The sequence below is a fragment of the Pedobacter xixiisoli genome (genome assembly GCF_900215335.1).
In the GTDB taxonomy this organism is placed as follows: domain Bacteria; phylum Bacteroidota; class Bacteroidia; order Sphingobacteriales; family Sphingobacteriaceae; genus Pedobacter; species Pedobacter xixiisoli.
Genome location: NZ_OCMT01000001.1, coordinates 1,379,707 through 1,394,321, shown reverse-complemented (window position 1 = coordinate 1,394,321; position 14,615 = coordinate 1,379,707). Strand labels below are relative to the sequence as shown.

Sequence of the window (14,615 nt, the reverse complement as noted above, 5' to 3'; positions counted from 1 at the left end):
ATGAAGTTCCTATATACCATATTGCTTTGTGTATTAAGTACCGTTGTGTTTGGACAAAAGCAAAAGACCCAGGATTTGGATTTGGCAATTACTTGGCAACCTTTAGAAAACAATCACTTGAAAGATGAGCAAGGTTTATCTGTACTCGAAATCAAGAACGTAGGTAAAACAAGCTTGCCAAAAACTGGATGGAAATTGTTTTTCAATTTTATAAGGGTAATTACGCCTAAAACAGCAGGCCAACCTTTTGATGTAGCACACCTAAATGGCGATTTATCTTGCTTTACCCCAGCTGAAAGCTTCGAGGGACTTAAACCTGGCGAGAGCTTAAAATATGAAATGCTTTCTAATTCTTGGATGGTAAATACTTCTGATGCTCCACAAGGCTTTTACTTGGTTTGGGAGAACAGTAAGGAAATTGTACCGATAAAGCCAGTGACTTTTGTGGCTCCTCCAGATCAGAAAAAGTTCTTTAGGGTAGGTGGAGATAAAGAAACCACACCTGAAATGATATTCCAAGCCAATCAAAATATCTCGGATATCAACGAAAGTAAATTAACAAAAGTGTTTCCAACACCAGTTGGATATACTGAAAATGGTAAAACGCTAACCTTAACTTCAAACCTTACTATTGGTTATGAAGCTGGTTTCGAAAACGAAGCCAATTTATTAGCACAAGATTTAACTAAGTTGTTTGGCAAGAAAATTAACGCTAATAAGTTAACCAATGCAAAACCTACTATTAGTTTGCTAAAAAACGATGCAGCTCATGAAGCTTACTCTTTAAGCGTCAACGAAAAAGAAGTAATTATTAAAGCAGGCGGTGGTGCAGGTATATTTTATGGTATCCAATCGCTTAAAACATTAATTAATCCTGCTGCATTTGCTAGTAACAAAAATAAGAGCCTTGTGCTAACAGGAGTTGAGGTAACTGATGCACCGCGTTTCGGTTATCGTGGTTTTATGCTCGATGTAGCTAGAAATTTCCAACATAAAGCGCAAATATTGAAATTACTAGATGTTTTTGCTTTATATAAAATCAATACCTTACACTTCCATTTAAATGATGATGAAGGTTGGCGTTTAGAAATTCCAACTTTACCAGAATTAACCAGCGTGGGTGCCAAACGTGCTCATCTTGATGGGAAGAGCAGTACTTTACAACCTGCTTACGGATCTGGTGCGTTTATCGATCAATTACCAGGAAGCGGTTTTTACAGTAAAGAAGATTTTAAGGAAATACTTCGTTATGCTACCGCAAGACATATTCGGGTAATTCCTGAAATAGAAACACCAGGCCACGCCAGAGCTGCAATTAAGGCAATGGATAAGCGTTATCAGAACTATCTGGCAAAAGGCAATAGGGCTGCGGCAGAAAAATATTTGTTACATCACTTGGAAGATAAGTCAGTTTATCGCTCAGTGCAAAAATGGAACGATAACGTGATGGATGTGGCTATGCCATCGGTTTACACATTTTTAGAAACGGTCACTGATGATATCATTGCCATGTACAAAGATGCCAATGCTCCTTTAGAAACCATTCATTTTGGTGGTGATGAAGTGCCTAAAGGCGTTTGGGAGCAATCGCCAGCTTTTAATCGTTTGAAACAAAGTGATAGCAATATTAAAACCACTGCAGACCTTTGGGATTACTACTTCGGTAAAGTTAGTGCCATGTTAAAAAACAAAGGACTTTACCTATCGGGATGGGAAGAAGTAGGCTTAAAAAAAGCTATAGAAAATGGTAAATCTAAATGGTTGGTGAATGATAAGTTTGCAAATCAAAACGTACACGTAAACGTTTGGAACAACTTATTAGGCAATGAAGATTTAGCCTATCGACTGGCAAATGGAAATTACAAAGTCATCATTTCTTTTGTAAGTACTTTCTACTTTGATATGGCCTACTTCAAGAAATTTGAAGAACCAGGTTTTTATTGGGGTGGTTTTACAGAGCTAGACAAGCCGTTTAGCTTTATTCCCTATAACTATCTTAAAAACCAGCAGAAAAATTATTTAGGTAGACAACTAAGTGAAAAAGTATTAAGCGAAGCTCAGAAGCTTACTGCTACCGGAAAAAATAACATTGTTGGCTTGCAAGGACAGTTATGGTCAGAAACCATTAAAAACAAAGATCACTTGGAATATTTATTAATGCCAAGATTATTGGCTCTAGCAGAAAGAGCTTGGTCTAAAAGTCCAGATTGGGCAGAAGAAAAAGATGAAAGCAAAGCTAAACCATTATACGAGCAATCACTTTCAAGCTTTTACAACATTTTAGGAAAACGAGAATTGAAGCGGTTGAATTACTACGCAGGTGGCTTTAACTATCGCATCTCTACACCAGGTTTAAAAGTAGAGAACGACAAAGTAGTAGCAAATGTACAATTACCAGGCTTTACGATTAGATATACTACAGATGGTTCGTTGCCGACTTTAAAAAGCCCACTGTATTCTAAACCAGTAAGCGTAAATGACAAGCTTATTTTTAGAACATTTGACCATAAAGGTAATGCAAGTAGTGTTTCAAAACTTACCAAATAAATAAACATGGAACAGAAAAAAGCGGTACAGGTAAGTAGTTTATCAAAAAGAGATAGTCTCGTTTCTATCTCCATTATTGGATTGTTGTTCTTTATTTTCGGTTTTGTTACTTGGATCAACGCCATCTTAATTCCCTTTTTCAAGATCGCTTGCGAGCTTAATCACTTCGAGTCGTATTTGGTAGCGTTTGCATTCTATATAGCTTATTTGGTCATGTCGCTTCCAGCAGGTTACCTATTAAAAAAAGTAGGTTTTAAAAAGGGAATGATGATTGGCTTCTGGGCGATGTCTATAGGTGCTTTGCTATTTGTTCCTGCCGGAATGACAAGAACTTATGGCATTTTCTTAACGGGATTGTTTACCCTTGGCATCGGATTGGCAATTTTGCAAACCGCTGCAAATCCTTACATCACCATTTTGGGAGCAAAAGAAAGAGCTGCGCAACGTTTTAGCGTAATGGGAATCTGCAATAAAATGGCTGGTATTCTAGCACCTTTGCTTTTCTCTGCTGTCGTGTTAAAATCAACAGATAGTACTTTGTTTAAGCAAATAGAATTAATGCAGGGGCTTGAAAAAGCTGCGGCTCTGGATGAACTCATTCAACGAGTGGTAATGCCCTATGGTGTGGTTGCTATACTATTGCTAATGCTAGGTTTCTTCGTAAGATATTCGCCACTGCCTGAAATAGATACAGATAGTGAATCGGAAGAGGTTTCTAGTGCAAATGCTGGCAAAAATAGCATCCTAGATTTCCCTCACTTGGTATTGGGGGCTATCGCCATTTTCTTTCACGTAGGCTCACAGGTAATTGCTGTAGATAGTATCGTAAATTATGCAACGCATCACGGTATGGATTTTATGGAAGCAAAATCATTTCCATCCTATACTTTAACGGCAACTATTGTAGGTTACCTATTGGGAATTACCTTTATCCCAAAACTGATTTCCCAAAAGACAGCATTAAAAGTTTGTACGCTTTTAGGCCTGCTTTTAAGCTGCTGTATTCTATTATTTTCTGGTAGAATTACATTGTTTGGTCATGATACTGATATTTCTGTATGGTTTATCGTCTTATTAGGTTTTGCCAATTCCATGATTTGGGCTGGTGTTTGGCCTTTGGCATTAGACAATCTGGGTAGGTTTATTAAAACTGGAGCTTCTTTGCTCATTATGGGACTTTGCGGTAATGCCATTATGCCTTTGTTTTATGGTTATTGGGCCGATAATCATAGTCTTAAAGAGGCTTATTGGGTATTAATTCCATGCTATGCTTATCTCATTTTTTATGCTTTCTACGGTCACACGTTAAAAAGCTGGACCAGCAAAAAGATAATTTCTAATGACTAACTATACCAAAATATATAATGCCAATATCATCACTCCTTCAGGGTTTTTGAAGGATGGTACACTGATTATTGCCGACGGAAAAATAGCCGAAATCACTACTAAAAATGTAGCGGTAGATAATGCTTTGGAAATAGATGCCAAAGGTCAATATGTATCTCCAGGTTTTATTGATATGCATGTTCATGGTGGTGGTGGTCACGATTTTATGGATAATACCTTGGAAGCATTTTTGACCATTGCCAAAACACATGCTAAATATGGCACAACAGCTTTAATGCCAACTACTTTAAGTTGTGAAAAAGAAGATTTGTTGACTACGCTTGATATTTACGAAAAAGCAGATGCCATAAACACCGATGGAGCCGATTTTGTCGGAATTCACATTGAAGGACCTTACTTTGCGATGTCGCAGAAGGGAGCGCAAGATCCTAGGTATATCCGTAATCCAAATCCAGCAGAATATGAGGAAGTTCTAGCTGCATCTAAAAATATCAAAAGATGGAGTGCTGCACCAGAATTACCTGGAACTATTGAATTTGGCCGCTTCTTGCAAAAGAATAATGTGTTAGCTGCCATTGCCCATACCGATGCCATTTACGAAGAAGTAATTAAGGCTTATGAAGTTGGTTTTACCCACGCTACACACTTCTACTCGTGTATGTCTGGCGTTTCTAGGCGCAATGCTTTCCGCTATGCGGGAGTGATAGAAAGTGCTTATTTACTGGATGACATGACCGTAGAGATCATTGTAGATGGTGTTCACTTACCAGCTCCATTACTTAAATTGATTTACAAAATAAAGGGAACTGAGCATACAGCTTTAATTACCGATGCTATGAGAGGTGCAGGAATGCCTGAAGGAAAAAGCATTTTGGGAAGCCTAAAAGATGGCTTGGAAGTGATTATCGAAGATGGAGTAGCGAAGTTACCAGATCGTACTGCATTTGCAGGTAGTGTGGCAACTACAGATAGATTAGTACGAAATATGATTCAGCTGGCGGATGTACCTTTATTTGATGCAGTAAAAATGGCTAGCTCAACTCCTGCTAAAATCTTGAAAATTCAAGAAAGAAAAGGAGAGTTAGTAAACGGCAAAGATGCAGATATCGTGATTTTTGACGAAGGGATAAATATAGATACCACAATTGTTAAAGGTAATGTAGTGTACAATAAAGAGAAGATATAAATTTAAAAGAAAACCACAAAGACACAAAGAACACTAAGTAAGAATAATGGTTCAAATTATTTAGAGCTAAAACGTTATTCGCCCTAAAAATAAGGCTTTGCGCTCTTTGTGTCTTGGTGGTTAACAAATAACGAGTGTGAGAAGATTAGAGATACCTTTTTTAGAAACTGATGATGTGCAGGAGATGGATAAGCTTAACCAGCTAATGGTTGGCTTAAAAGCTATTGCTATCGACTGTAATCCTTGGCCAGCATATCAGGCTGATGCCAAAGCAAATTTCTTGATGGCACATAATGGGGATGCCATTTTGTTGAAGTATATAGTAGCAGAAAGATACATCGCTGCAAATGAAGTAACCAATGGTAATATTCATAATGACAGTTGCGTAGAATTGTTTATCGCTTTTGATAATGATGGCTATTATAATTTAGAATTTAACTGTTTGGGCTTTACCAAAATTGGTTATGGTTACGATAGGAGCGATAGAAAACTATTGCCTGTGGATGTAATTAAACAACTGAGTTTTTCTTCCAAAATTAATGCAAATAGTGTCATCAACAGCAACGGAGGATTCGATTGGGAGATTATGCTGGTGATACCTCGAGCAATTTTTATAGAACATGAAATTACATCGTTCAATAATTTAAAAGCCAAAGGTAATTTCTACAAATGCGGCGATGGCCTACCACAACCACATTTCCTTACTTGGAATATGATTGAGGCAGAACAGCCAGATTTTCATAGGAAAGATTTTTTCGGAGAACTAACATTTGCTTAGCTATTTGGCGTATTTGATACGCAATTATCTACATTAAAATATAGAATAACATGACAACTAATACCGAAACCAAACTTGATGTAAGGATTTACGAAACAAGAAAAGAGATGGGTAGGGCAGCTTCCGACAAATTTGTGAAAGAAGCAAATGAACTTTTGAAAATCAAAGAGGAAATTAATGTGGTTTTTGCTGCAGCACCCTCACAAAATGAGTTTTTGGAAACATTACAGCCTGAAAGTTTAGATTGGAGTAAGATCAACGCTTTCCACATGGATGAGTACATTGCTTTAGCTGCCGATGCGCCGCAAGGTTTTGGTAATTTCCTAAAACAACGCTTATTCAATAAATTCAATTTCAAATCAGTAAACTATTTAAATGGCAATGCCGATGATATTGCTGCGGAATGTGCCCGTTATACCAACTTATTGCAAGAACATCCTGTAGATATTGTATGTATGGGAATTGGAGAAAACGGTCATTTGGCCTTTAACGATCCTCCGGTCGCTGATTTTGAAGATACACAAACTGTTAAGGTAGTTATACTCGACGAAATTTGCAGACAGCAACAAGTAAACGATGGATGTTTTGCCAATTTAGAAGAAGTGCCAACTAAGGCATTAACACTTACTATTCCTGCGTTATTGAGTGCTAGCTACATCAATTGTGTGGTACCTGGTCCTACGAAAGCAGAAGCAGTAAAACATACACTAGAAAGTGAGATTAGTACAGCAAATCCATCAACAATATTAAGAACACATCCTAATGTAGTACTTTATTTGGATGATGATAGTAGTAAGCTGATCAGTTAGATACATGAAAGGTAATGAGCAAAGCCCCGACATCCGTCGGGGCAATTACTACTAACCTAAACAAACTATTATTTTTAATGGCGATGATTCTTTTTCGCCTCTTTATCTATTTCTAGAGAATCATTTGATTTTTCGGTTTTGGATGACTTTGATTTATGGTCATGCCTACATCCAGTACTCATAAATGTAAAACCAATAAGTACAATTAATAGCTTAGCTGTTTTCATTTACTGTATCTTTATGCTTAATCCTTTGATGGTTTGCCATCCTTCTTTATCCGTTAAGCGAATCATAAAATGATAATCTCCAGGGTCTACGTCTGCTGGCACTACAATTTGTGCAGTAGCTTCATATCGTTTCGAACCAGTTGGAATATCGTAGTTTTGTATGAGTAAGAACGGTTTAACTGGCGTTTTTTTAGCGTCAAAAGTACATTGGTTAACTTCTGTACTATGGTTATGGTGATCAAAATTATGATGAACATCTATACTATAAGCACCTAATTCTTTATTGTCAGTAAAAGTAGCTTTAAAGGTGTAAGTTTGCCCACGTGTAAGCACACCACACTGTAGTGGCGCTGAGTTTGCCGTAGTTACAATTTCAGGATATTCGGTATCTATTTCGTTACTATTATCATCTTTTTTACAACTGGTAAAAATCAACAACACTATAGCAAACAAGGCAGCAATCTTTTTCATAATATTTATATTTAATACGTTTTGTTTAGGGTATTAAAGGAGATTGGATCTAACAATCTCCTTTTTATTTCTTAAAATTTAATGTCCGTGTCCTTCTTCTGCGTGTATTTCAAGATTTAATTTCAATACATCTTGTCCACCAAAAGCTGTAGCATAATCGGTACGGTTCCAATCATTTCTGGTAATGTTAGCTTTAACGCCAGCATTTACTTTTCTAAGGATGAAGCTCACTTCTTTTGTAGCACCTTCATTGCCATGGCCAACAGTGAAGTAGCTTAAAATACCGGTAGTGCCTATACCACCAGTTCCTGAAACCGCTGTTCCATCACCATAAGTAGTTTCTCTAGGTTGGAAAATAGCACCACTTTCGTCTGTGGTATTTGCGTTTAAGGTGAAATTACCGCCAACCAAAAAAGCTTTGTAGTTATCAGCAGTAGCTTTATTAGCGATGAAATCATTTTGAACTTCCTTACCTGTATAGTCCCAAGCTTTCAATTGGATTTTGTAAATAGCATCGGCTTCAATGTGCATGTGACCACCAGAAATAGCTGCCCCTTTGTTGTTGAACTTAACTACTATTGGAGTTACGCCAGTTTTATCGGCAAGATCATGGAAGTGATCTCCGTGTGCATGGCCATCTACTTCGGTAAAAGTAAGTTCGGCTCTTTCAATACCTTCTTGTACTACAGGTGTTTCTTCGTCTTTTTTACAAGAAGTAATAAAAAGCATGGCGGCGCCGATAATGGCTAAAGTTGATAGTTTAAATTGTTTTTTCATTTTTTTAATGATTTGATAATTAATTGTTGATGAATGCTTTACTCTGTTATTAATATGCTATGGTGATAGGTATTGATTTATATGTGCTGACGTTATAGGTAGAATTATGATAAAGAATTACCAGGTTGTATTGACCAGACTCCCAAGCTTTAACACCAGAAATAGAATTGCCTACACCATCTTTTTCTGCCCCTATGGTTATGGTGTTGCCTCCCCAAACGCCATTAATTTTATTTAGCGTAGATACGCTTGACGCTGGCCCTAGACCTTTATGCTCTACCTTAGAAATGATGATACACTTAGTAAAGTCTAACTGACTTACGGTCTCCGGAAAGTAGTTGAGTTTCCTTTTAATTAGCGCTGTGTAAAGTATGCCATCTCCCTGTATTTGTTTAATCTGTGCGCCAGCGGTAAATAAATCGTTTTTATTGAAAAGTAGCGGGTTCTCAACAAACGTGTTCATGTAATAAATCATCGTTTCGTTTCTTGAGAAAATGTCCCTGTCAACAATTGGGTCTACAGCCATGTTAGCTGCGTCTATGATAATAAAATCTTCTTTAAGCTCCAGCCTACTGCCATTTTCATCGTTTACAATGAATAAGAAATCATAGGTGCCTTCTGGCGCTTCTTTAGGGATAGTGAAATGCTTATGTACATTCGTGTTTTTAGAGCCCTTAAATTCTTCCCATGTAAGCTCCAGTTTCCAATTATCAGTGTATTTCTGATTGGTTTTCTGCAAGATTTTAACTTCAACAGTAGTGATTTTGGTTCCTGCAATTACATCGGCATTAAGATGGAAATCTCTTCCTCTTATGGCACGTTTATTATTGGCATAACCAATTTCTACATTGCTCAACGTAGGGTTGGCAATCTCAATTTCCTGATTGTCTTTCTTGCATGCGCTAAAAGTGCCAGCCAAGAGCAAAAAGTTGATGATCAGATAGTTCTTTTTCATTGTAATTTGTTGTTTAGTTAATTTTAAAGGGCATTTTTAAGGATAAAATGATGTTTCTGCTAGCTTCCGGTAATCCTATCAGTCTGTAAAAACTAGTGTGATTAAGGTAGTTGGCATCAAATAGATTTTGTACTTGTAGACTTAGTTCAAAAGCTTGTTTTTTGGTAGAAAGTGTAGTGCCCAACTGTAGGTTTATTACCTGATATCCGGGCGTTTGTTTTTCCGGAGGAACAACATCATTTTGGGTTGCAGTAAGGCGATAATCGACTGAAAAATAGCTGTTGCTTAATTTGCCATTTAATTTTGGCGACCAAGTAAGGTTTAGCAAAGCGGATGGAGCAGGAGAGAAGGGCAAGGTAAATCCTTTTTTACTTCCTGAAAGTTGTTCACTGTACAGGTATTCTCCAAGAAATTCAGTGCTTAAGTTTGATAGTAATTGATAATTTATTTTAAGCTCTGCTCCGTAACGCATCACGCTACTCTGTTGGTACTCAAAAATTTGATTGCCAGCACCGTAAGCCCGATCATGATAAGGTGTAGGATTAAGGTAAATGTAGTTTGGGAAATAGTTGTAGAACGGACTAAATTCTATTGACCATCTCTTTTCCGTCCAGCCAAAACCAAAGTCAGCTTGATAAGCTACCTCTGGATTTAGGTTCTCGTTACCTTTTTCGTAACTGAAATAATGGTAGTTTACACCATTTGCAGCTAATTCTTTCGCAATTGGCATCCTAAAGCTTTTCCCAACGTTTGCTTTAAAGTTGAATTTGCTAGGATTGTAATTTACACCCGCCGACCATACAAAACTGTTAAAATCTCTTCCAAACCTTTTTGCTCTATTCAATTTTTTGTAAATCGTAGTATTTCCATCTACTATTTGTGATAAGAACCAATCATCATACCTTTCAAATTGAGTATGTCCATAGTCATAGCGTAATGCTCCGTGCAGAATTAGCGAGTTATTGATAACCAATTTGTCATACACAAACAATCCTGTATTAAACTGCTGAAATCCGGGAATTAGAAAGCTCCATCCGCTAATGTTGTTGTCCTGATAATCCACATTTGCTCCAATTTGTAATTGATGCTGGTTGAGCGCAAAGCTATGCTTCAAGTTTCCCGAGTAAACTGATTTATCATATTCTCTCTCCAGGTTAATGGGAATAGACATTTGCGATGGGTAAACTGGAGGCATAAAACCGTGATTGGTATAACGGTTATACTCCTGTCTAAAATTTCGCTGAAAACCTAATTCTACTTCTGTTCTGCTGTTTTCGTGCTTAAACTCCGTACGGCTAATTACTTTAAAATGGTTTACCTTTTGATAAGGTAATTGGATATCTCGGTTAGAAGCATCGTGCATAGCCTCATCCACATTGCGAGGCTCCAAACCATGTGCATTAGCGAAAAAGCCCGTCTTGGCATAACTGTTACTTAAATGTAGCGAGGTTTTAAAACGCTTACTAACGTATCCAGTGTTAAAGTGTAAACCTGTTTCTCTTCCGGCGGTGTTACGTAACCTGTTTTTGTTTAATTGAACTTCATAGTCGTACACATAAACCTTGTCAGTAGGTACACGGTAATCAGCATAATTTTGATAGGTAGCCCTACCATCGAAAAACCATTTTTTGTTGCTGCCATAAAGATTAACTGAAGAACCGTAATGCAAGTTGTTGGTTTTGCCAATAAGGTTTACACTGCCACCCAATCCTTGATTTAATGGTATGTTTACAGGCTTCAGATTAATGGCGCCGCCAATCGCATCAGAGCCATAAATAAAAGAAGATGGCCCTTTAAGAATTTCGATTTCTCCAGTTGCGAATTGGTCTATTTCTAATCCGTGGTCCGCACCCCATTGCTGTCCTTCATGCTTAATTCCTTTATCAATAACCACTACTCGGTTAAAGCCCAACCCACGAATCAGAGGTTTCGATTGTCCAGAGCCGATACCAATGTTGCTGATGCCTGGTAACCTATCTAATGAAGTCATCAAACTGCCACCCAAATGGCGCTGAATGAAAGTTTGGTCTACAATTTGAATATTTCTTGCTTCATTATTTTTTCTTAGGTTTTGCGCATTACTGTTAATTTCAACCGTTTTTAATTCTGTAACTTCTGGTCTCAGTTTTACGTGTATATGCTTGTTGTTTAAATTGATTTGTACACGTTTTTCATAGCTTGCGTAGCCTTTTGCTTGCACAACCAGTACATAACTTCCCAAAGGGATGTCTTTTAAGATGGCTGTCCCAGAAGCATCCGTAAGTGCAGATGAGGTTTTTAAAGTCACCTCAGCACCTGCAATTGCAGATTGTTGGCCATTACTTACGTACACTGAAACTTGAGTGTTTTGCGCCAAAACGTAGCTTGCCAAAAAGCAGCTAAAGAATAATGCGTACCATTTCTTCATCAGAAAAATTGAGAATTGTAGCATTGATGAACTGTTCGAATTCTGGCTTTTATAGCTTAGAACTAGTCAGAAATCACCAAAACAAGAAATAAATTTTAAATGCCTTAACGCGGCTTTCGGTTAAAAAAAAATAGTTGGATTTACGGATTATACCCTGCTAATTGCATCGGCAAACCGTTAACTAGAAATTAGCTCAAAAGGCTAGGGGGCCCTTTATTACTGAAATTTTGAAGAGTGAATTTGTAGATCCTCGTGTAAACGAAGGTGTTTAAAGTAGCGCAAACATTAGTTGGAATGTTGATTGTTGGCGGATGTGCCATTAAGATTTGTTTGCCTTTAATTTCGGCAGTGTAATCACAAATCAAACACTTTTCTGCTGCGCTAGAAATAGATTTTTCTGTAGTTGTATTTACGAAATCCTCACCTGCATGATGTGAGTGAAGCGTTTGGATTAATGGAATTGCTAAAAACAATATCGCCAATAAAGCGCCAGCAAAAGCCTTCGCAGTTCGGTATTGATATGTTCTTCTTGTTTTCATTAATGATACAAAGTTGCAATTATTTAACTGTAAAAAGAAAAAGAATTTAAATTGATAGTCTGTAATGACCAAAAAAGAATAGCTGTAGTTGCATAAAATGCATAACTACAGCTGTTTATATGGATTGAAAATATTGCAACTATTTTGTTGCGTCTTTTTCTGTCTTCTTTACCGTACGAGATTTAGTCGCTTTCTTTTCTTCTGCAACTGGTGTAGTTTCTTCTGTTTTTACAGTAGGAGTTTCAGTTACTACTACAGGTTTTGCAGTTTTATCTATTTCTTTAGAAAATGTAGTTGCTGCTTTTTCTACTAATTTTTTAAGCTTCTTATTGGGCTCGGCAAATGTGCTGATTAAAGTAGTTAATTCAGCAAATAATGCAGCTTTCACTGCTTTCTCGGCATTTTTACGGTTGGCTTTCAGCTGCGCTTTTTGTTGCGCTCTCTGTTTGTCTTTCTTCATGGATTTAAGCTTTTTTGCAAAACTAGAGCATTACATCGTTAAGTGTATATTATCATTTTGTTAATGTTAAGTATTGTTGTTAACATAGAATTGATTTTGCTGAGCAGTGGTCAGGTATCAGGGATTAGGTATCAGTTAAAATTCACAAATGACCAAATTTCAATAAGCAACGAGCCAATGAACAAACTAATGAACCAATACTGATACCTGGTTCCTGATCCCTGACCACCAAAAAATGATTTTAATCATTTTTAAAAGTGACCAGTAGCCTCCTAAAAAGTGAGTTTCCTCAATAATTTTGGAAAAAAAACACATTTCTCATTTAAAAATATGGTTCATCAATTTCATATTCCAGTTTTAGGTTTAGGTTTTTCTATAGATACTCCTTTAAAGGTAGCACGCTACGGTATTTCTTCTGTGGTTTCTATCGTGGATGATGAGTTAACAGAGCGGATGAGGAAATATCATTCTCAATTAAATCAGTTATCATATCAGCCAATTGATAAAAAGGAGGAAGATTTTAGGACGAAGAGAATTGCTGCTTATCTGAATTTATTACAAGATTTGGTAGATATTCAGTTTGAAGAACTGAAGAAGCAGGATTTTATTGCCGGAAGTGACATCTGCCGCTATTTCGAATTACTGCCCGAAGGTTCTGTAATTAAACACGGTTATGAGCTAATGATGGAATATCCAGAAGGAGCGAGGAAAAAAATCTTTCAAGACCGTTTGCGTCAGCGAATGAAAAAAGGCAACATCGATGTAAACATTATGGCCAAGGTAGATAAAATGAACTTCGCTAAAGATGGTGAATACTTAGGCGATGAAAATACAGATGCCTTAGCTGCATTCAGGGCTTTTGCTCAAAGTAAGCTAAATGCATCGGTAGTGCTTTCTGCCGGAATGAACCCAAGATTATATAGCTACATCGAAAAATTCGAACAGTTTTTACCTAATCAAGAGGGTGAATTTACTAAACGTATCATTTTGAAAGTAAGCGACTTTAGGTCTGCATTAATACAGGCGAAGTTTTTAGCTAAGAAGGGACTTTGGGTATCTGAATTTAGAATAGAATCTGGCTTAAATTGTGGTGGGCATGCCTTTGCTACAGATGGTTTTTTATTAGGTCCAATCTTGGAAGATTTTAAGCAAAGCCGAATTTCGATGCGCAATGAATTAGAAGATTTGTACCGTAAAACCTTAGTCCAAAAGGAGATTAATGTAGATAAATTACCTCAGCAAAAGATTACCGTACAAGGTGGTATTGGTACTGCGCAAGAAAACGAATTCCTACTTAAATACTATAATTTGGATGCCACAGGTTGGGGAAGTCCATTTTTATTAGTGCCAGAAGTAACCAATGTAGACGAGCAAACCCTACAACAATTAGCGGTAGCAAAACAAGAAGATTATTATTTAAGCAATTCATCTCCGCTGGGCGTGTTGTTCAATAATTTTAAATACAGCAGCGCAGAGCAACAAAGATTAGATAGAATAGCCGCTGGAAAACCAGGAAGCCCATGCACCAAGAAATATCTATGTAGCAATACCGAATTTACTAAAGAACCTATTTGTACAGCTTCTAGCAAATATCAGAAGTTAAAAATAAAGCAGTTAGATAACCAGGAGTTGGCGCCGGAGGTGTATCAACAAGCATTTGATAGGATTACCGAAAAAGTATGTTTATGCGAAGGTCTATGTACTTCAACCTATATTAAAACCAACATGCTAAAACCAAAGGAGAGTAAAGCGGTGGCCATTTGCCCTGGACCAAACCTTGCTTTCTTTAATAAGGTGTATTCTTTGGATGAAATGGTAAAGCATATTTACGGAAGCATTAATCTATTGGAGACGGTACAGCGTCCGCATGTTTTTGTGAACGAGTTGAATCTGTATATCGATTACCTACAAACTGAAGCGCAGCTTTATTTCAAAAACATTAATGATAAGAAAAAGAAGCATTTGGATAGCTTTAAAAGTCAGCTGGAAAAAGGAATATCTTACTATAAGGAATTATTTAATGAACTGTCAAATCCAAATGTTTTAAGTGAGCTATTGTTATCTGAAAATAGGCTTTCAAATACCAATATTTAAATAATTAGACTATTAGGC

General features: G+C 37.0%; 12 protein-coding genes. 6 read left to right on the top strand and 6 right to left on the bottom strand.

Annotated features, from left to right (window positions below; all coding sequences use genetic code 11):
- From CRO54_RS05570 to CRO54_RS05550, 5 genes are all read left to right on the top strand, one after another.
- Positions 1-2,547 (top strand): family 20 glycosylhydrolase, encoded by a 2,547-nt coding sequence (locus CRO54_RS05570; RefSeq protein WP_097129589.1) that lies wholly within the window; start codon positions 1-3, stop codon positions 2,545-2,547.
- 6 nt (positions 2,548-2,553) lie between these two features.
- A complete protein-coding gene (locus tag CRO54_RS05565; RefSeq protein ID WP_097129587.1) occupies positions 2,554-3,894 on the top strand; it encodes a sugar MFS transporter in 1,341 nt (446 codons plus the stop codon).
- Positions 3,887-5,080: an N-acetylglucosamine-6-phosphate deacetylase gene (nagA, locus tag CRO54_RS05560; RefSeq protein ID WP_097129585.1), complete on the top strand. Its 1,194-nt coding sequence runs from the start codon at positions 3,887-3,889 to the stop codon at positions 5,078-5,080. Before CRO54_RS05565 ends, nagA begins: the two co-directional genes overlap by 8 nt.
- A gap of 136 nt (positions 5,081-5,216) precedes the next feature.
- The gene (locus CRO54_RS05555) at positions 5,217-5,858 is read left to right on the top strand and encodes a carbohydrate-binding family 9-like protein (protein ID WP_097129583.1); all 642 of its coding nucleotides are present in this window, start codon (positions 5,217-5,219) and stop codon (positions 5,856-5,858) included.
- Positions 5,859-5,908: 50 nt separating this feature from the next.
- Positions 5,909-6,667 carry a glucosamine-6-phosphate deaminase gene (locus tag CRO54_RS05550; protein WP_097129581.1) on the top strand — a complete coding sequence of 253 codons (759 nt, stop codon included), beginning with the start codon at positions 5,909-5,911 and terminating at the stop codon, positions 6,665-6,667.
- A 227-nt stretch (positions 6,668-6,894) separates the two neighbouring features.
- On the opposite strand, the gene CRO54_RS05545 is transcribed toward CRO54_RS05550, so the two are convergent.
- The 6 genes from CRO54_RS05545 to CRO54_RS05520 form a co-directional block, all read right to left on the bottom strand.
- Complete coding sequence (locus CRO54_RS05545) at positions 6,895-7,365, bottom strand: DUF4625 domain-containing protein (protein ID WP_097129579.1); 471 nt, start codon at positions 7,363-7,365, stop codon at positions 6,895-6,897.
- 78 nt (positions 7,366-7,443) lie between these two features.
- Positions 7,444-8,142 (bottom strand): hypothetical protein, encoded by a 699-nt coding sequence (locus CRO54_RS05540; RefSeq protein ID WP_240775023.1) that lies wholly within the window; start codon positions 8,140-8,142, stop codon positions 7,444-7,446.
- 49 nt (positions 8,143-8,191) lie between these two features.
- Positions 8,192-9,097, bottom strand: coding sequence for a DUF4625 domain-containing protein (locus tag CRO54_RS05535; protein WP_097129576.1), 906 nt, complete (start codon positions 9,095-9,097; stop codon positions 8,192-8,194).
- Positions 9,098-9,110: 13 nt separating this feature from the next.
- Positions 9,111-11,504 carry a TonB-dependent receptor gene (locus CRO54_RS05530; protein ID WP_171047826.1) on the bottom strand — a complete coding sequence of 798 codons (2,394 nt, stop codon included), beginning with the start codon at positions 11,502-11,504 and terminating at the stop codon, positions 9,111-9,113.
- A 188-nt stretch (positions 11,505-11,692) separates the two neighbouring features.
- Positions 11,693-12,043, bottom strand: coding sequence for a hypothetical protein (locus CRO54_RS05525; protein WP_097129570.1), 351 nt, complete (start codon positions 12,041-12,043; stop codon positions 11,693-11,695).
- 139 nt (positions 12,044-12,182) lie between these two features.
- Positions 12,183-12,503, bottom strand: a complete 321-nt coding sequence (locus CRO54_RS05520; protein WP_097129568.1) for a hypothetical protein — start codon at positions 12,501-12,503, stop codon at positions 12,183-12,185.
- 330 nt (positions 12,504-12,833) lie between these two features.
- Between CRO54_RS05520 and CRO54_RS05515 the strand changes: the two genes are divergently transcribed.
- Complete coding sequence (locus CRO54_RS05515) at positions 12,834-14,597, top strand: hypothetical protein (protein WP_097129565.1); 1,764 nt, start codon at positions 12,834-12,836, stop codon at positions 14,595-14,597.
- Positions 14,598-14,615: the final 18 nt, after the last annotated feature.